General features: G+C 61.9%; 17 protein-coding genes and 1 pseudogene. 6 read left to right on the forward strand and 12 right to left on the reverse strand.

Annotated features, from left to right (window positions below; translation table 11 throughout):
• Position 1 precedes the first annotated feature (1 nt).
• Genes ABIE52_RS19805 through ABIE52_RS19825 form a run of 5 tightly spaced genes read right to left on the reverse strand, consistent with a single transcriptional unit; the run spans position 2 to position 3834 of the window.
• Positions 2–1210 (reverse strand): DegT/DnrJ/EryC1/StrS family aminotransferase, encoded by a 1209-nt coding sequence (locus tag ABIE52_RS19805; RefSeq protein WP_058227090.1) that lies wholly within the window; start codon positions 1208–1210, stop codon positions 2–4.
• 32 nt (positions 1211–1242) lie between these two features.
• The gene (locus tag ABIE52_RS19810) at positions 1243–2424 is read right to left on the reverse strand and encodes a lipid-transfer protein (protein WP_030535711.1); all 1182 of its coding nucleotides are present in this window, start codon (positions 2422–2424) and stop codon (positions 1243–1245) included.
• A complete protein-coding gene (locus ABIE52_RS19815) occupies positions 2421–2834 on the reverse strand; it encodes a hotdog family protein (protein ID WP_047271582.1) in 414 nt (137 codons plus the stop codon). Before ABIE52_RS19815 ends, ABIE52_RS19810 begins: the two co-directional genes overlap by 4 nt.
• Positions 2831–3259 carry a Zn-ribbon domain-containing OB-fold protein gene (locus tag ABIE52_RS19820; RefSeq protein WP_058227088.1) on the reverse strand — a complete coding sequence of 143 codons (429 nt, stop codon included), beginning with the start codon at positions 3257–3259 and terminating at the stop codon, positions 2831–2833. Before ABIE52_RS19820 ends, ABIE52_RS19815 begins: the two co-directional genes overlap by 4 nt.
• Positions 3256–3834 carry an FAS1-like dehydratase domain-containing protein gene (locus ABIE52_RS19825; protein ID WP_192712894.1) on the reverse strand — a complete coding sequence of 193 codons (579 nt, stop codon included), beginning with the start codon at positions 3832–3834 and terminating at the stop codon, positions 3256–3258. The genes ABIE52_RS19820 and ABIE52_RS19825 overlap by 4 nt, the downstream gene beginning before the upstream one ends.
• Positions 3835–3899: 65 nt before the next feature.
• Between ABIE52_RS19825 and ABIE52_RS19830 the strand changes: the two genes are divergently transcribed.
• Entirely contained in the window at positions 3900–4613 is a 714-nt protein-coding gene (locus ABIE52_RS19830) for a TetR/AcrR family transcriptional regulator (protein ID WP_172827063.1), read from the forward strand.
• On the opposite strand, the gene ABIE52_RS19835 is transcribed toward ABIE52_RS19830, so the two are convergent.
• From ABIE52_RS19835 to ABIE52_RS19850, 4 genes are all read right to left on the reverse strand, one after another.
• Positions 4600–6072 (reverse strand): MFS transporter, encoded by a 1473-nt coding sequence (locus ABIE52_RS19835; protein WP_192712893.1) that lies wholly within the window; start codon positions 6070–6072, stop codon positions 4600–4602. The genes ABIE52_RS19830 and ABIE52_RS19835 overlap by 14 nt on opposite strands.
• An 86-nt stretch (positions 6073–6158) precedes the next feature.
• Positions 6159–6728, reverse strand: coding sequence for a TetR/AcrR family transcriptional regulator (locus ABIE52_RS19840; protein ID WP_192712892.1), 570 nt, complete (start codon positions 6726–6728; stop codon positions 6159–6161).
• The gene (gene recR / locus ABIE52_RS19845; RefSeq protein WP_003943917.1) at positions 6728–7348 is read right to left on the reverse strand and encodes a recombination mediator RecR; all 621 of its coding nucleotides are present in this window, start codon (positions 7346–7348) and stop codon (positions 6728–6730) included. Before recR ends, ABIE52_RS19840 begins: the two co-directional genes overlap by 1 nt.
• Before the next feature lie 12 nt (positions 7349–7360).
• On the reverse strand, positions 7361–7699 hold the full coding sequence (locus ABIE52_RS19850; RefSeq protein WP_003943929.1) for a YbaB/EbfC family nucleoid-associated protein: 339 nt from the start codon (positions 7697–7699) through the stop codon (positions 7361–7363).
• Between the two features lie 109 nt (positions 7700–7808).
• Here ABIE52_RS19850 and ABIE52_RS19855 point away from each other — a divergent pair, with 109 nt between their 5' ends.
• The 3 genes from ABIE52_RS19855 (at position 7809) to ABIE52_RS19865 (ending at position 10501) form a co-directional block, all read left to right on the forward strand.
• Positions 7809–8609, forward strand: coding sequence for an Rv3717 family N-acetylmuramoyl-L-alanine amidase (locus ABIE52_RS19855; protein ID WP_047271578.1), 801 nt, complete (start codon positions 7809–7811; stop codon positions 8607–8609).
• An 84-nt stretch (positions 8610–8693) separates the two neighbouring features.
• Positions 8694–8990, forward strand: a complete 297-nt coding sequence (locus ABIE52_RS19860) for a hypothetical protein (protein ID WP_020905903.1) — start codon at positions 8694–8696, stop codon at positions 8988–8990.
• Entirely contained in the window at positions 8990–10501 is a 1512-nt protein-coding gene (locus ABIE52_RS19865) for an alpha/beta hydrolase (protein WP_047271577.1), read from the forward strand. Before ABIE52_RS19860 ends, ABIE52_RS19865 begins: the two co-directional genes overlap by 1 nt.
• A 54-nt stretch (positions 10502–10555) precedes the next feature.
• Here ABIE52_RS19865 and ABIE52_RS19870 read toward each other — a convergent pair.
• Positions 10556–10991: pseudogene (locus tag ABIE52_RS19870) on the reverse strand (SRPBCC family protein).
• A gap of 338 nt (positions 10992–11329) precedes the next feature.
• On the opposite strand from ABIE52_RS19870, the gene ABIE52_RS19875 reads away from it, so the two are divergent.
• Together ABIE52_RS19875 and ABIE52_RS19880 are read left to right on the forward strand one after the other, a co-directional pair.
• Positions 11330–12733, forward strand: coding sequence for an FAD-binding oxidoreductase (locus ABIE52_RS19875; protein WP_007731548.1), 1404 nt, complete (start codon positions 11330–11332; stop codon positions 12731–12733).
• Entirely contained in the window at positions 12730–14031 is a 1302-nt protein-coding gene (locus ABIE52_RS19880) for a class I SAM-dependent methyltransferase (protein ID WP_003943932.1), read from the forward strand. The genes ABIE52_RS19875 and ABIE52_RS19880 overlap by 4 nt, the downstream gene beginning before the upstream one ends.
• A 36-nt stretch (positions 14032–14067) precedes the next feature.
• On the opposite strand, the gene ABIE52_RS19885 is transcribed toward ABIE52_RS19880, so the two are convergent.
• Positions 14068–15105, reverse strand: coding sequence for a type IV toxin-antitoxin system AbiEi family antitoxin domain-containing protein (locus ABIE52_RS19885; RefSeq protein WP_007731550.1), 1038 nt, complete (start codon positions 15103–15105; stop codon positions 14068–14070).
• A 140-nt stretch (positions 15106–15245) separates the two neighbouring features.
• Positions 15246–17387: a 3-hydroxyacyl-CoA dehydrogenase NAD-binding domain-containing protein gene (locus ABIE52_RS19890; protein WP_192712891.1), complete on the reverse strand. Its 2142-nt coding sequence runs from the start codon at positions 17385–17387 to the stop codon at positions 15246–15248.
• Between the last annotated feature and the right edge of the window lie 37 nt (positions 17388–17424).

Below are 17424 nucleotides of genomic sequence, written 5' to 3' on the forward strand. Positions count from 1 at the left end.
GCTACTTCCACTTCGCAGCGAAGCGATTGATGCTCTCCGCAATCCGAGCAACTTCGTCGTCACGCAAACCGTGGCTCATGCCGAGTGTCATGCCGCGGGCAAAAACTGCGTCCGCTTCCGGCAAACCTTCGGCCGGCTGGCGAAATTCGATGTTGTTCATCATGGGGTGACGAGTGACGTTGCCGCTCCACACAGTTCGGGTGTCGATGCCGTCGGCCTCGATGGCTTCCTGCAGGTCGCTGCGCGTGAAGGGGGCGTTCTCGTTGATCATCACCGGGTAACACAGCCACGCCGTGTCGAGACCGTCGAGTTCTACCGGCGTCGTGAAGAATTCAGGATGGGCGCCGTATGCCGCCGAGAAGGCCGCAAATGTTGCCTTACGCGTCTTGTAGTTCTGTTCCAGCTTGTCGAGCTGCACGACGCCGTATGCTGCGCCGAGTTCGGAGGGCTCGAAGTTCCACGACATGAGCTCGAAGATGAAGTCGTTGTCGTAGTCGACGCCGTCGAGTTCTTCACGGAAGACTCGGCCGGACTTGGTACTGCCGAACAGGTTCGGCTCGCTACGACGGCCCCAGCGGCGAAGCAGCAAAGCCTTGTCACGGCTGGCTTCGTCGTCGACGCACACCATTCCACCGGTTCCCGCGCACGTGATGATGTGTGCCATCGAGAAACTGGTGACGACGATGTCCGCCCGAGACCCGGTGGGAGTACCGCGGAGCGTGGCGCCGATCGCGTCACACGAATCCTCGATCACCTTGAGTCCATGGCGATCAGCGATATCACGGATGACGTCCCAGTCTGGGCAGTTGCCGGCCAGGTTCGGCATCAGGATGGCACCGGTCTTCGCGGTGACCATGGCTTCGATCTTGGTGACGTCGACGTTGAACGTGTTGGGTTCCACGTCCACGAACACCGGCACCAGACCGGCACGCACGATCGGTGCGATGTCGGTGGAGAACGTCAACGGCGACGTGATGATCTCACTGCCGGCAGGCAGTCCGAGCAGCTCGACTGCCAAGTACAAACCCGAGGATCCCGAGTTGCACATGACGCCGAACTTCTTGCCGGCCAAGGCCGCGATACGTTCTTCCATCTCGAAGACGTTCTTGCCGATGCGCAATCCTTGATGCCCGCTGCGCAAGACGTCGACAACAGCCTGTATTTCTTCCTCGCCGTGGGTGGCCCTGGCGTAGGTGATCCGCTCGCTCATCTTGTTCCTGCTTTCTCGAATAGGCGGCAGATTCAGCGATCTGCCGAGAGGACGAGCGCACTGTGCGGGACGGGAGAGCCGCCGGTCACGAGCACGTTGTCCAGAGTTTTGGTCGGTTGATTGGTGGAGGTGCCGCGGATCAGGCGAACACCTTCGGCAATACCGTTGACGCCGTGGATGTATCCCTCACCGAGTTGACCGCCGTGGGTGTTGATCGGCAGGCGACCGTCCAGCTCGAGATTGCCGTCGGCGATGAAGTCTTTTGCCTCGCCCCGACCGCAGAATCCGTACTCCTCGAGTTGAAGCAGAACCATCGGGGTGAAAGCGTCGTAGAGAATTGCGGCATCGATGTCGTCCGGCCCGATACCGGCCTGGTCCCACAGTTGGCGCGCCACGAGTTCGACTTCCGGCATGCTGTCGATGTCGTCGCGGTAGTAGCTGCTCATCGAAATCTGTTGCGGACCTACACCTTGCGCAGCGCCACTGATGACCGCAGGTTTGTGCGGCAGGTCGCGGGCGCGCTCCGCACTGACGATGACCAGCGCCTGTCCGCCGTCACTTTCCTGGCAGCAGTCGAGTAGGCGGATGGGATCGGCGATCATGCGTGAGTTCTGATGGTCCTCGATAGTGATCGGGCGTTCGTAGAACCAGGCCTTGGGGTTGTTCGCCGCATGCTTGCGTGAGAGGACCGAGATCTGGCCGAAGTCGGCGCTTGTTGCCCCGTACTTGTGCATGTACAGCTTGGCGAGGAAGGCTTCCTGCTGCGCCGGGGTCAGAAGCCCGTACGGGTTGATCCAGTTCCGATACTCCTGGTCCGTCGACGCGTTGTACGCAAAAGGTGGCGGGCCGGCGCCGAATCGGTGACCTGATCTTTCGTTGAAGGCACGGTAGACGACCACAACGTCGGCAACTCCGCTGGAGACGGCAAGCGCTGCTTGTTGAACCGGTGCGCAGGCACCGCCGCCGCCGTGTGGAATTCGACTGAAGAACGTCAATTCCGGGATCCCGAGGGCGCGTGCGACCGCAATCTCGGGATTGTTCTCCATGGTGAACAGCGCAAATCCGTTCACCTCTTCTGCCTCGATGTGAGCGTCGTCGAGTGCGGCGATCACGGATTCGCACGCCAACTGCCATTCGCTACGGCCGGAGTTCTTGGAGAACTCGGTTGCGCCGATTCCGGCGATGGCTGCTTGCCTCGAAAATCCTCGTGTCATGCGATTACCCTTTCCACCGGTTCGAGAGTCACGTCGGCCGTCACGTGTGTTCCACGGGCGTTTTTCCCGAGAACCGTCACGGTGAGCGCCCGGCCGTCTGTGGCGGTGACCTCGCCGGTGAATGTCATGGTGTCTCCGGGAAAGTTCGGAACACCAAGCCGTAGTGATGTTTTGACGATCCGTGATGCCGGGCCGGACCAGTCGGTGATATAGCGGTCGATGAGCCCGTTGGTGGTGTTGATGCTCATGAAGATGTCGGGAGTTCCGCGATCCTGGGCCTTGCCCGGATCGTGATGCACGTCCTCGAAATCCTGAGAAGAGATCGCAGTGGCGACGATCAGCGTTCGATCCAACGGCAATTCGAGGCTGGGGAGGACCGAACCCACTTCGCAGTCAATCAGTTTCGTCATTGCACCGAACCCCGTCGCCTCAGTTGCGGCAGCATCTCGCCGTGAGCGTGCTCGGAGAAGGTCACTTCGAGTTCCAAGCCGAAGTCGAGTTCCTCGTGATCGATCCCCGCGATGTCGGCAACCAGACGCGTGCCTTCTTCGAGATCGACGAGTCCGACGGCGAGTGGGTACTCGAAAGCAGGATCCTTCGGGTGATGGATGACCGTGAAGCTGTGCAACGTGCATCGCCGCGTGGATTCGACTGTGTCCCAACTGAACGAGCGGCATTCCGGGCACGCGGGTGCGGGTGGGTGGCGCAGAGTCTTGCAATCCGCACACCGTTGGATCTCGAGGCGACCCTCTTTGGCCGCAGAGAAGAAGAAATCGTTGTCGTCGGTGACGGTCAGTCTCGGAACAGCGGTGTTGCGGGAGCCAGTCTCGCTCATGCGATTACCTCCTGGACTTCGAGTTGAGTATCTGTCTGGGCATCTGGTTTGAACCTGAGCAATCGAAAGCGCTCTTCGACCAACGTCTTTCCGTCCTGGTCGACGTACTCCTTGAACAGAGTGATGAAGCACCCGTGACCGAGGGCAGTCTGTTTGAACGGCGAGATCGCTTCGATGGTGAAATGCGCGGTGACGTGGTCTCCGGGGCTCAGCTCCGCGAAATACTCCTGCTCGACGTTGGTCGCGACAACGGAGGTGTATCCGGCCTCGTCCAACAGCGCCAGCAGTCGTGAATAGGCGAAGTCCTCGGAGACTCCGTCGGCACGAAGTTGCTGGACCTGCCGATAACGGCGGTAACCCGCCATCACCCAGGTCGAGATCATGGCGGGCGGACAGACGACGTCTCGACGGCCGGTACTGCGGGCGGCCTCTGCGTCGACGTAGATCGGGTTGCGGTCGTCGTGCGCCTCGACCCAGTTGCGGATCATCGCCTCGTTGACGGCGTAGCGGGCGACGCGGGGTGGTTCGGCCTCTGCGCCGATGAAATTCGGAAACTGCGTCTGCAGGCTCTGCACTGAAATCCTCCGTGAACGAAAGTTGAGCAAGCGCTTGATTTTGAAGCTAGCATAGGAATCCGGAAGTGGAAACACGCGATCTCACCGACGAATTGGTTCGAGCCGGAGCTATCAGGCAGGATTGCGCTACGTTCGACGCCGGCAGCCCGGCACCCCCGAAACCCTGCCCTGAGCAGGACCGACAACCAGTGGAGATTTCAGTGGCATCACCAGATCGTCGGGAGAAGATCCTGGAGAGCTCAGCCGAGCTGTTTGCCAGGAAGGGTGTCGCCACCACGACCGTTCGCGAGATCGGCGACGCCGCCGGTGTGTTCTCGGGCAGCCTCTACCACTACTTCAAGTCGAAGAATGCGATAGTTGCCGAGCTCATGCGCGGCTTCATCACCGACATTCAGCTCCGCTTCGATCAGGTGGAGAAGACGGCAAACGACCCCGAGGAAGTCCTGCGCGGCTTGATCCGCGAGACGCTGGTCGTCATCGAACTACACCCGCACCCGACGGCGATCTACCAGAACGATCGGGCTTATCTTCGCGACAACGATCTCCTGCAATCCGTCGACGGGCCTTCCCGCCAAGTCCGCGAGCATTGGATGAAAGCGATTGCCGAAGGCGTCGATCAGGGAATCTTCCGCAAAGACGTGGCACCGGAAATTTTCTATCGATCGGTACGAGACACCTTGTGGTCGACAACGCATTGGCCGGATCGCCAGAAGTACACCACCGACGAGTTCGCGGATCTGATGATCACGCTCTTCCTCTCGGGATTCAGGGTCGCCTGACCAGATCCGGCAAATCCAGATGTTTCGGGGTTCGTCCCTGCGGCAACAGGATCGACACCGCGAACACGACCACCGCGCAGCCCGCGCACACCAGGTAGGCGACGGAGAATCCGGTCCACGACGTGGAATGTTCCGAACCGCTGATCACGAATGCAGCGAGAATGGTTGCCACCGTCGCACTGCAGATCGTGCTTCCGGACGTCCGCAGAAGTGAGTTCACCCCGTTGGCAGCCGCCAGTCGCTGACGAGGTACGGCAACCAGAATCAGCAGCGAGAGCGTGCTGTACACGATGGCAGTCCCGACCGCTGTGATACCCAGTGCTGCAACCACTCCCCACAGCGGCTTACCGGCAACGGCGTGAATCCCGTACCCGCCGGCGAGGAACACGGCGCCGGTCAACATCGCGGTCCGTGAACCGAAGCGGTCGGTGATACGCACCGCAACCGGTGAGAACAGCACCATCGCGATACTCGCCGGAATCTGGCAGAGCGCTGCCGCGATGATCGACAGGCCGTACCCGGCACCCGGCCCCTTCATCCCCTGCAGCAGTTGTGTCGTGATCAGCGTGTTCCCGAAAAACGCGAACCCGACCAGCAGAGCCGCCAGATGCGGGATCAACACCGCACGTTTCACGAGAGCACGGACGTCGACCAGCGGATTGACGTTGCGCCGCTGTTGAATTACCCAGAGCGTGAACAGCACCGCCGACGCGGCCAGCATGGAGATCACCGCTCCACTGGTCCACCCCCAACTCGACCCCTGAGTGATCGGCACAAGCAGAGCAATCATCGCGGCGCTCAGACCAACCGCCCCGACGCCGTCGAATCTTCCCGACGGATTCGGCTCGGACTCTCGAATGAACAGCACCGCAGCAAGAGTCACGGACAGCCCGATGGCGGTGGTTACCCAGAACAGGACGTGCCAGTTCGAGTACTGCGCGATCATCGCGGAAAACGGTATGCCCAAAGCGGTTCCGACGCCGAGCGTCGAACTCATCATGGCCACTGCGCCGTTGACCTTGTTGCGTGGCAATTCGTCACGGAGCATGGAGATTCCGATGGGGATGACTGCCGACCCGGCCCCCTGCAACGCTCTCGCGAAGATGAGGACAGCGATGTCCGACGACAGCGCACACAACATCGAGCCGAGAGTCATCATCGAGAAAGCAACCAGAAGCATCTTCTTCTTGCCGAACATGTCGGCGAGTCGACCGAAGATGGGAGTGACGACAGCGCCGACCAGCAGCGTGACGGTCACCAGCCAGGACACGGCCGTGCGTCCAGCGCCGGTGAAGTGCGGCAACTCCGGCAGCAGTGGAACGATGACCGTCTGCAGAACAGCCTGGAACACTGCGGCGGCGACAACGATGGGGAACAGGAAGCGGGAGCGCGGCTGCGCGAGTCCCGCATCGGAGGTGGTGACTGCAAGCGTGCCCGGCGGACGGTCGAGCGTCGTCACCCCACACCGCCTGTTCTCACTAGGTAAATATCCGTTCACCTACATTAGGTGAACGGATATTTACCTAGCAAGAATTGTGACGCCGCTCACCCGTCGAGCAGCTTTTGCACCAGCGGTGCGTACAGCGCAACCACCTCGTCCTGGGTGCCGGTGGCATGGCCGGCCATCATCCGTCGGCGCATGATCGCCACTCCGACCACCATCGACATCGCCAGTTCCGCGCGCAATCTCGCGTCGGGGCCGGACAGGCGACCGGCGAGGGTGTCGATCATCTGCGTCGAATAGTTCTCGCGCAGCTTGCGGTTGCTCTCTTCACTGACGCCGCTCATGAACAACAAGCTCATGGACAGCGGCTTGTACGACTCCAGCGGCTTGGTGAACAGCGAGACCATGCGCTTGCCGAGCGAGTCGTTCGGGGCGTCGAAGACCGTGACCGCCGCTGCCCGGAAGTCGACCAACTCGTCGTACAACTGCTCTTTGGAACCGAAGTACTTGATGATCAGAGGCGCGCTGACGCCTGCGTCTTCGGCGATGTCCTTGAGCGTGATTTCGCGGTACGGCCGAGTCGCGAATGCTTTCCCGGCCGACGCGATGATCTGCGCACGCGTCTGCTCGGACGTACGACGCACCTGCTGACCTTGCTCCGTGCCGCTCATCAAGCGTTCCGCGACAATTCACGACGGCCGGACAATGCCCGACCCAGCGTCAACTCGTCTGCGAATTCGAGATCGCCACCCATCGGAAGACCCGAAGCCAACCGAGACACCGTCAGCCCCGGAATGTCTCGCATCATGCGAACGAGATAGGTAGCTGTCGCCTCACCCTCGGTATTGGGGTCAGTGGCGATGATGACCTCGGACACGTCGACGCCGTCCTCCTGATTTGCGATGCGAGCCAACAACTCCCGGATACGCAACTGGTCAGGCCCGATCCCCGAGAGCGGATTGAGCGCACCGCCGAGCACGTGATAGCGACCCTTGAACTCACGGGTGCGCTCGACGGCCTGAACGTCCTTCGGTTCCTCCACGACGCAGATCACCGTGCGATCGCGACGTGCGTCGGCGCAGATGCGGCACTTCTCCTGATCGGAGACAGTTCCGCACACCGTGCAGAACTGAACGCCGTCACGGATGCGCTGCAATGCATTTTTCAAACGGTCGATCTCGGGAGGCTCCACGGAGAGCAGGTGAAAAGCGATGCGTTGAGCGCTCTTCGGCCCGACTCCGGGAAGCTTCCCGAGTTCGTCGATCAGATCCTGAACCGGACCTTCGTACACGCGTTCTCGTTTCTAGAAGCCGGGGAGACCGGGAAGGCCTCCGCCGAGTCCGCCGGCCAACGGGCCGAGCTTCTCAGCAGCGACTTCCTGTGCCTTACGCGAAGCGTCCTCGATCGCGCCGATCACCAGATCCTGCAGCGTCTCGACATCTTCGGGGTCGACGACCTTGGGATCGATCTGCAGACCGACAACCTCGCCGGTGCCCTTGACCGTGGCGACAACCAGTCCGCCACCGGCCTGACCGGTCACTTCGGCCTGAGCCATTTCCTGCTGCGCCGCCATCAATTGCTGCTGCATCTGCTGAGCCTGAGCCAACAGAGCAGACATGTCGGGTGCTCCACCTGGTTGCACGAGCGGTCCTTTCTACAGAGTTATCCCCACCAGCGTAGTCGGTGCGCGCTACCGTGAGCGGGTGCGCCGGAACCAGTCAGACACCGTAAAACCGTCAAGAGGGTCAAACATGGCATCACGTGTGTTCCGCTCCACTGCCCTGATCGCCATGGTCGGGGCCGGGCTTCTGAGCGCTGCGTGCACGATTCCGACCGAGACTGCCGAGGCCACGACTTCGGTCGAGGTGTCTCCGCTGAGCACTGTCGCCGCTGACGTCCCCGCTGCGCTCACCGGCAAGGTCGTCTTCCTCGATCCCGGGCACAGCGGGGCGAACGACGACAGCATCAACACCCAGGTCCCCACGGGCCGCGGCGGCACCAAGAACTGCCAGACCACCGGCACCAACACCGATGCCGGGTTCCCCGAGCACACCTTCAACTGGGAAGTCGCGAGCCTGGTCAAGAGCGAACTCGAAGGCCAAGGCGCCACAGTGGTCCTGAGTCGACCGGACGACATCAGCGTCGGATCTTGCGTCGACGCACGCGCCGAAGCTGCCAATTCCTCCGGCGCCGACGTAGTGGTGAGCATTCACGCGGACGGCGCAGCAGCCGGAGCCGAGGGCTTCCACGTCTGCTACTCCGCGCCCCCGCTGAACACGGTGCAGGCCGGCCCGTCCGTCACCTTTGCCGAAACCATGCGCGACTCACTCGTCACAGCCGGACTCACCCCGTCGACCTACATCGGTGACGACGGGCTGGCACCACGCGCCGATCTGACGGGACTCAATCTGTCGCAGCGGCCGTCGATTCTGGTCGAACTCGGCAACATGCGAAATGCCGACGAGGCAGCGCGCATGACGAGCCCGGACGGTCAGCAGGAATATGCGTCCGCCGTCACCAGCGGAGTCACGGCCTTCCTCACAACCCCCTGACCTGTCTTCTGTGGAGAAATTCCACTTGTCCACAGGTATGTCGGCACCGCCGAAGTAGCCCGCTCACCTGGATACGGTTCTGCCATGGGGCCGATACTTCAGGTAGATTTCGCTGCTCTGCAGCAACTTTCAGCTGATCTGTCTCGAATCGCGGATCAGATCTCGGGGATCGATTCCGCCGGCCCGATTTTCGAAGCCGCGGCGGCCCTGAACTCGTCCGCTGTCGCGGCTGTGTCGACTGGGAATGCCGGCGTCATCGCCGACGCGTACCGGTACCTGGCTACGCAATTGGGACTCATGGCGTCGGGAACCGCTGCCGCAGCACGTCTGTACGACGCTGCCGAGGGCGAAGTGGTGTCCGAACTGCGCGGAGCCTACTGATGCAGCCCACCGTCTCTCAGCTTCGAACATGGTCACCGGAGAAATTGCGCACAAGCGCTTCGGAATTGATCGACATCGACCGGCAGATCGAAGTCCTCGGCAATGACGCCGGACGCAGCATCGACGCCGTCCGCGAATTCTGGCAGGGACAAGCGTCGAGCGCGGCGGCAGTGCAGTGGTCTGGTATCTCGCTTTCCTCGTCGCGGCTGTCGGTTGCGGTTCGCGTAGTTGCGGATCTGTATGGCGGAGCGGCCAATACGATCGGTGCGGCGCGAAAATCAGTTCTGGACCTGGTCGAGGAGGCAACTCTCGAACACGGCTTGACGGTGTCAGACAGTGGAGCGGTATCGGCACCTGAGACGAAGCAGCCGTGGAATCTGGCCGACGCCATGCAAGATTCCGAAAACGACACGGCTGCAAAGGTTTTTCAGCAGAAGATCTCCACTGCATTGACGGCACTCGACGACGAAGACAACCGGGCCGCGACTGCTCTGGGTGCGGCATTCCGAGAGATCGGATCACTCCTTGGCAATCAGCCTGATCGCCTCGACCGCACTGTCCTCGACATCCTCGATGGGAGGTCGACACTCCCCGGGACACCAACGGAGCTACACCGACTCTGGGAATCGCTCACGCCCAACGAGAAAGACGCGTTGGCGAGGTGGGATCCGTCCATCGGTAGCCGGGACGGCCTTCCCGCTCTGGACCGGGACTACTACAACCGGCGGTACCTCTCTGCGCTCGAGCAGTTACCGGATCGAACGGTAGCTGCCGGATACACGGCCGTGCGCGGCGAACTTCGACCGGACACGTTCCTTCTCTCGGTCACGGATGGGCATGCCGTCGTGGCAGTCGGTAATCCCGATGCCGCCGGCAACGTCGCAACACTGGTTCCCGGAACCGGCTCCGGGCTGTCGGGCGTCGGCGGAGACCTGCAACGAACCAAGGCCATGTACGACGCGGCGGTCAGGGCGGCGCCAACGGAAGCCACATCAGTGATCCTGTGGTCCGGATACGACGCTCCCCCAGGCATTCCCGACGCAGCCTCGGATCGGTACGCCAACTCCGCAGCGCCGAGGCTCGACAGCTTCCAGGACGGGTTACGAGCCTCGCATGACGGCCCGCCTTCGCACAACGTGGTGATCGGTCATTCCTACGGCAGCACCGTCGTCGGTGCCGCGACTACCCGTGGCGCTTCTCTCGACGTCGATGAACTGGTTTTTGTCGCAAGCCCCGGCGTCGATGCCGAGCGCGTGAACGAACTGAGCCTGGACGGCGTCGACTCGGCCGAGATGGCTCGCCATGTTCATTCGACGACGGCCTTCTGGGATCCGGTCCAATTGATCCCCACGATCCTCGGAGTCCACGGGTTCGACCCGTCGGATCCGGAATTCGGCGCGCAGGTATTCACCGGATCTCCCGGGGAGCCTGGGTTCGGAGTTCACAGCGATTACTGGGAAAGCGGAAACCCCGCACTCACCGAATTCGGACGGATCATTACCGGCCCATGAAAGAAGGCGCCGTACCGGTGAAGGTACGACGCCATCTCGGTGATGCAGGATCGGTTAGACGAGTTCGCGCTTGAGGTTGTCCAGGACCTGGGCCTGGATGCGCTGCAGACCCTTCGGAGCGAACGTGCGCTCGAAGAAGCCGCCGATACCGGTGGCACCCTGCCACTGGGTGAGCGTCGTCACCGTCGTTCCGGTGCCGTTGGGGGCAACGGTCCAGGTGGTGACGAGGCTGGAGTTCGCGTCCTTCTCGGTGATGACGTTGCCGTCGACCGTCACTGTCGCCTTGACGTTGCGCGAGCGCTTTTCCGTCGCCTTGAGCGTCCACTGCGCGACGGTTCCGTCACCCTGGCCACCTTCGACGACCTTGTAGTCGAGGTACTGCTCGGACAGGATTCGCGGGGCGAACCGTCTCGTAGTCCGAGAGCGCCGCGAGCACCTTGTCGGGTGCTGCTGTGACGACTGTCGAACTCATTGCATTGACCTGACCCATATGCCCTACGTCTCCTTGCTCGACCAACGCGGCTCGATACCGCGAATGACTACCCGAATCCGCACCTCGAACTGCGCAGATATTCCTTTCCATACTGCCTGCTGCGCCCGGGTATCTCGACCATCTACCCATTCCGTGTGAGCTGGTTCACCACTCGGAGCATTTACCGAGTTCGATTGCAACAACTCGATCAAATTCGGGCATTAATACCCCTCCGGATAGCTTGCACACGCAACTACCGATAGCGTCAGGGTGTGACTCTCTCGTTCAATGGGGTAGTTCAGAAGTTAGATCGAATCCGGACAAAGCAAGGCCCGGGTTCCGATGCTGCGCGTGAAATGGGGTTCGAGCAGCACAGAGAAGGCGTCGAACGCCTACTCGCGTCATACCGCGCCATTCCCGCCGATGCTTCTGTACGCCTGGCAAAGAAGACATCCAATCTGTTCCGCGCTCGCGCCAAGACGTCGGCCCCCGGCCTCGACGTCAGCGGTCTGGCAGGTGTCATCGCCGTCGATGCGCAGGCGCGCACAGCCGACGTCGCCGGCATGTGCACGTACGAGGACCTCGTCGACGCGACGCTGCCCTACGGGCTGGCGCCCCTGGTCGTGCCTCAACTCAAGACCATCACCCTGGGCGGTGCGGTGACCGGCCTGGGCATCGAGTCCACCTCGTTCCGTAACGGCCTGCCGCACGAGTCGGTACTCGAAATCGACGTACTGACCGGAAGCGGCGAGATCATCACCGCAACACCGGACGGCGAACACGCCGAACTGTTCTTCGGTTTCCCCAATTCCTACGGCACCCTTGGCTATTCGACGCGATTGAAGATCGCACTCGAACCCGTCAAGAAGTACGTCGCCTTGCGCCACGTGCGCTTCGATTCGTTGAAGAAACTCGAAGAAACGATGGATCGCATCGTCACCGAACGCGAGTACGACGGGATCGCCGTCGACTATCTCGACGGGGTGGTCTTCACCGATTCCGAGAGCTACCTCACACTCGGCGTGCAAACCGACGAGGAAGGCCCGGTCAGCGATTACACCGACCAGGACATCTTCTACCGGTCGATCCAGCATTCGTCACTCACCCAGCCCAAGACGGATCGCTTGACCATTCGCGACTACCTGTGGCGCTGGGACACCGACTGGTTCTGGTGCTCACGAGCTTTCGGTGCACAGAACCCGAAGATCCGGCGCTTCTGGCCCAAGCAGTACCTGCGCAGCAGCTTCTACTGGAAGCTGATCGCCCTCGACCACAAGTACGACATCGGAGATCGCCTCGAAAAGCGCAAGGGCAAGCCCCCGCGCGAACGCGTCGTCCAGGACGTCGAGGTACCCATCGAACGAACCGCGGACTTCGTCTCGTGGTTCCTCGAGGAAATCCCGATCGAACCACTGTGGTTGTGCCCGTTGCGTCTTCGTGAGCCAAGCCCGGCCGCCGCTTCTGCATCACGGCCGTGGCCCCTCTACCCCCTCGAACCCAAGCGCACCTACGTCAACATCGGCTTCTGGTCTTCGGTGCCGATCGTTCCCGGTGAGCGCGAGGGGGCAGCAAATCGACTGATCGAAGAAAAGGTCAGCGATTTCGACGGACACAAATCGCTCTACTCCGACTCCTACTACTCGAAGGAAGACTTCGAGGAGCTGTACTACGGCGGCGACCGGTACATCGGACTCAAGGAACGCTACGACCCGAAATCCCGTTTATTGGATCTATTCTCTAAGGCGGTGCAACGTAAATGACCACGTTCAAAGACTCCAAAAGCCAGGACAAGCTCTCTATTGCCGAGATTCTCGAGACGCTTTCCGACGGCATGCTGCCGCTTCGATTCACCGCGTACGACGGCAGCACCGCCGGCCCCGAAGATGCCGACTACGGACTGCACCTCAAGTCGACTCGCGGAACCACTTATCTCGCAACGGCGCCCGGCGATCTCGGCATGGCCCGCGCGTACGTCTCCGGCGATCTCGAAGCCGAGGGTGTCCACCCCGGTGATCCGTACGAGATCCTGCGCATCATGGGTGACGAACTCCACCTCAAGCGCCCGTCCGCACTGACGCTCGCCAGCATCACGCGCTCCCTGGGCTGGGATCTGTTGCGGCCCATCGCCCCGCCGCCCCAGGAACATCTCCCACGGTGGCGTCGCGTCGCAGAAGGACTGCGTCACTCCAAGACTCGTGACGCCGAAGTCATCCATCACCACTACGACGTCTCCAACACCTTCTACGAGTACGTCCTCGGCCCGTCCATGACGTACACCTGTGCCGCTTACGACAATGCGGAACAGACGCTCGAAGAAGCCCAGGAGAACAAGTACCGCCTGGTGTTCGAGAAGCTCGGACTCCAGAAGGGTGATCGACTTCTCGACATCGGCTGCGGCTGGGGCTCGATGGTCCGCTACGCGGCCAGGCGCGGCGTCAAGGTGATCGGCGTGACTCTCTCTCGCGAGCAAGCGGATTGGGCACAGAAGGCCATCGAGGACGAGGGCCTCGCCGATCTCGCCCAGGTCCGTTTCTCCGACTACCGCGACGTGGCCGAGACCGGATTCGACGCAGTGTCCTCCATCGGCCTGACCGAGCACATCGGCGTCGGAAACTACCCGGCGTACTTCGAGTTCCTCAAGGGCAAGCTGCGTGAGGGTGGGCGTCTGCTCAACCACTGCATCACCCGTCCGGACAACCGAAGCAGCGCCAAGGCAGGCGGATTCATCGACCGGTACGTCTTCCCCGACGGGGAGCTCACCGGTTCGGGTCGCATCATCTCCGAGATCCAGAACGTCGGCCTCGAGGTGCGTCACGAAGAGAACCTTCGCGAGCACTACGCACTGACGCTCGCCGGATGGTGCCAGAATCTCGTCGACAACTGGGACGCCTGCGTCGCCGAGGTCGGCGAAGGAACCGCCCGCGTCTGGGGCCTGTACATGGCCGGCTCACGACTCGGGTTCGAGCGCAATGTCGTTCAGCTGCACCAGGTTCTGGCCGTCAAGCTCGGCCCCAAGGGTGAGGCGCATGTGCCGCTTCGCCCGTGGTGGAAGGCCTAGGGGCAAAGCCCCTGTGCGCCTTTTTGGTAGTCGGCACTACCAAAAAGGCGCACAGGTGCCGCAGGCACCCGACTGCGTCCTCACCCAACCTCCCCGCTGCAAGACCGTCTCCACCTCGTGCGCAACCTGGCACGGGGTCTTCATCACCTCGTCGAATCCGTAGACCAACCGCGGACGACCTGCCAGCTCTGCCGCATTGTCACGGCGGCGATCACGAAATGCCACTTCTGCCATGGAATGCGCCCACCGACCGTCGAGACGCACGATCAGCGGCACACTGACTTCGCTGTAGTCGCAATCCTCGTACAGCGTGCGGCCGTCGACGCGGACCGGAGACTGGCGTCTGGCCGACGGCAACCCGTGCGCCTGCTCCACGTCGACCGCATAGTGGTATTCGAGCGTTGACTGCACCCCGTCTGCCAGGAGTCGTACCGCATCGGAAAGCGCGCCCTTGAATCGATGTGGTGTTCGTTCGTCAATCCGACGACGCACATCGTTCAACGGAATTCGCGCATTTGTCACCGTGGTGATGAGTGAAACGTAGGCGCTTCGCGCTGTGGATTCGGCGGTCGCAAGATCAATCGCGGTATCCGCCCGCGACGTTCGAGGTATGACTGACGGCACGCCGATGTATCGGTGGGCTCGGGATCGGTGGACGACTACCCCGGGGTGAACCACGCCACCCACTCTGACAAGTGCACCCGACGTTCGCACTGGAACTCGGCGGATTGTCGCGGACTGACAGCGAGCGGACTTGCCGTAGGGCACGGTGACATGGACTGGCTTGTCTGCGTCGATGCGACGCATTCCCCATTCCTCAGCTGCAGTGTCGTGGCTCAGAATCGCTTGCGGGCCACCATAAAGCCAAGCGGCGTTCAAGATCATTTCTCTGGTGAGCGGGCCAGCGGTCACTGCATACACGCCTTGTAGAACGCGCTGCCATTCGCCGCGGTCCAGAAAGTTCCGCAGCATCCCTCGGTTGTATCCGAATGACGAGAGTTGCTGTTGCCGTACCAGACCGGATTGCGCATCGAGAATCCGGAGAAACTCGCTTCCACCATGAGACGTAGTCATGGCACCAAGCGTCAGGCCGAACTCCGACAGGACTGACGTGAAATTCGCTGTCGGAGTTCGTCTGTGGATAACTCACCAGCTGGGGATAAACCCCTGTGCGCCTTTTTGGTAGCCGTAACTACCAAAAAGGCGCACGGGGGCTATGCCCCTAGCGAAGCCGGCGGGGTGAACCGCGGGCCGTACTGCGCAGCGAGTTCCTTTGCACGAGCGACGAAGCCGGCCGTGCCGCCCTCGTAACCGACGATGAACTGGTGAACGCCACCGGTCCAGGCCGGGAATCCGATGCCCATGATGGAGCCGATGTTGGCGTCCGCCGTGGTGATCAGGACGTTCTCGTCGAAGCACTTCTGCGTCTCGATCGCCTCGATGAACAGCATGCGGTCGATGAGGTCCTGGATCGGGGCGTCGGAGGTTCCGGAGTTGAAGTTCTCGCGGAGTCCGGACCACAGGCCGGTGCGCTTGCCCTCTGCGTAATCGTAGAAGCCGGCTCCACCGAGCTTGCCCTTACGATCGAACTTCTCGACGAGGGTGTTGATGACCTCGCCGGCCGGATCTGCCGGCAGTTCCTTGCCTTCGGCCTCGGCGGCGTCGGCAGATTCCTTGCGGATCTTCTGCATGAGGGTGAGGTTGAGCTCATCCGAAAGCTGAAGCGGCGCAGCCGGGTAACCGGCCTGCATACCGGCCTGCTCGATGGTGGCAGGCTCGACGCCCTCGGCGAGCATGCCGATGGCCTCGTTGATGAAGGTTCCGATGACACGCGAGGTGAAGAAGCCACGCGAGTCGTTGACCACGATCGGCGTCTTGCGGATCGCCTGGACGTAGTCGAACACGCGAGCCAGAGTCTCGTCGGAAGTCTTCTCACCGCGGATGATCTCCACCAGCGGCATCTTGTCGACGGGCGAGAAGAAGTGGATGCCGATGAAGTCTTCCTGACGCTTCACGCCGGTGGCGAGACCCGTGATGGGCAGCGTCGAGGTGTTCGAGCCCAGCAGTGCCTTGGGATCGACGATGTCCTCGATCTCCTGGAACACCTTGTGCTTGAGTTCCTGGCTCTCGAAGACTGCTTCGATGACGAAGTCGACGCCGGCGAAATCTGCCGGGTCAGACGTCGGGGTGATCTTGGCAAGGAGTGCGTCGGACTTCTCCTGCGTGGTCTTGCCGCGCGAGAGTGCCTTGGCCTCAATGCCTTCGGCGTACGCCTTGCCCTTGTTGGCAGCCTCGATGCTGACGTCCTTGAGGACGACGTCGAAGCCGGCCTTCGCGGAGACGTACGCGATGCCCGCGCCCATCATGCCTGCGCCGAGGACGCCGACCTTCTTGATGGTGGACTTCTCGATGCCTGCCGGACGTGAACCGCCGCCGTTGATCGACTGCAGGTCGAAGAAGAACGCCTGGATCATGTTCTTCGCGACGCGGCCGGTCACCAGCGAGGTGAAGTAGCGAGCCTCGATGAGCAGCGCGTTGTCGATGTCGACCTGCGAACCCTCGACGGCTGCGGCCATGATGGCGCGCGGAGCCGGCATCGGAGCGCCCTTGAGCTGCTTACGCAGGTTCGCGGGGAACGCCGGAAGGTTGGCAGCGAATGCCGGAGTGGACGGAGTTCCGCCAGGGATCTTGTAGCCCTTGACATCCCACGGCTGAACGCCGCCTTCGGGGTTGGCCTTGATCCATGCCTTCGCAGCCGGAACCAGCTCCTCTACCGAGCCGACGACCTCGTCGATGAGGCCGACTTCCTTGGCCTGAACGGGTCCACGCTGCTGCCCCTGGAGCAGGACGCCCATGAGCGCGTTCTGCAGGCCGAGCATCCGCACGGTACGCACGACGCCGCCGCCGCCGGGCAGCAGGCCGAGGGTGACCTCGGGCAGGCCGATCTTGACGCCCTTGACGTCTGCCGCGATGCGGTGGTGGGTCGCGAGAGCGATCTCGAGGCCACCGCCGAGCGCCGCACCGTTGATGGCGGCGACGACCGGCTTGCCGAGAGTTTCGAGACGACGCAGGTCTGCCTTGATCTCGACGCTGTGGTTGTAGATCTCCTCGGCCTGCTCGGGGCCGACCTTGATCATGTTCTTGAGGTCGCCACCGGCGAAGAAGGTCTTCTTGCCGGAAGTGATGACGGCACCGGTGATGGAGTCCTTCTCGGCGACCAGACGGTCGACGGTGGCCTTCATCGACGCGATGTACGCGTCGTTCATGGTGTTTGCGCCCTGGTTGGGATCATTGATGGTGAGCACGACGATGCCGTCGGCGTCCTGGTCCCAGTTGATGATGTTCTGATCAGTCACTTTGCTTGACTCCTGGTAAGCCTCGTTGGAAGGACGG

This window comes from Rhodococcus sp. OAS809, from assembly GCF_040546695.1.
In the GTDB taxonomy this organism is placed as follows: domain Bacteria; phylum Actinomycetota; class Actinomycetes; order Mycobacteriales; family Mycobacteriaceae; genus Rhodococcus_F; species Rhodococcus_F qingshengii.

Bases quoted from the DNA above. Each gene is read 5' to 3' on its own strand.
- ABIE52_RS19820 (WP_058227088.1), bottom strand. From the start codon at position 3,259: ATGAGCGAGACTGGCTCCCGCAACACCGCTGTTCCGAGACTGACCGTC.
- ABIE52_RS19815 (WP_047271582.1), bottom strand. From the start codon at position 2,834: ATGACGAAACTGATTGACTGCGAAGTGGGTTCGGTCCTCCCCAGCCTC.
- ABIE52_RS19880 (WP_003943932.1), top strand. From the start codon at position 12,730: ATGACCACGTTCAAAGACTCCAAAAGCCAGGACAAGCTCTCTATTGCC.
- ABIE52_RS19865 (WP_047271577.1), top strand. From the start codon at position 8,990: ATGCAGCCCACCGTCTCTCAGCTTCGAACATGGTCACCGGAGAAATTG.
- ABIE52_RS19840 (WP_192712892.1), bottom strand. From the start codon at position 6,728: ATGAGCGGCACGGAGCAAGGTCAGCAGGTGCGTCGTACGTCCGAGCAG.
- ABIE52_RS19805 (WP_058227090.1), bottom strand. From the start codon at position 1,210: ATGAGCGAGCGGATCACCTACGCCAGGGCCACCCACGGCGAGGAAGAA.
- ABIE52_RS19875 (WP_007731548.1), top strand. From the start codon at position 11,330: ATGGGGTTCGAGCAGCACAGAGAAGGCGTCGAACGCCTACTCGCGTCA.
- ABIE52_RS19860 (WP_020905903.1), top strand. From the start codon at position 8,694: ATGGGGCCGATACTTCAGGTAGATTTCGCTGCTCTGCAGCAACTTTCA.
- ABIE52_RS19855 (WP_047271578.1), top strand. From the start codon at position 7,809: ATGGCATCACGTGTGTTCCGCTCCACTGCCCTGATCGCCATGGTCGGG.
- ABIE52_RS19810 (WP_030535711.1), bottom strand. From the start codon at position 2,424: ATGACACGAGGATTTTCGAGGCAAGCAGCCATCGCCGGAATCGGCGCA.
- ABIE52_RS19885 (WP_007731550.1), bottom strand. From the start codon at position 15,105: ATGACTACGTCTCATGGTGGAAGCGAGTTTCTCCGGATTCTCGATGCG.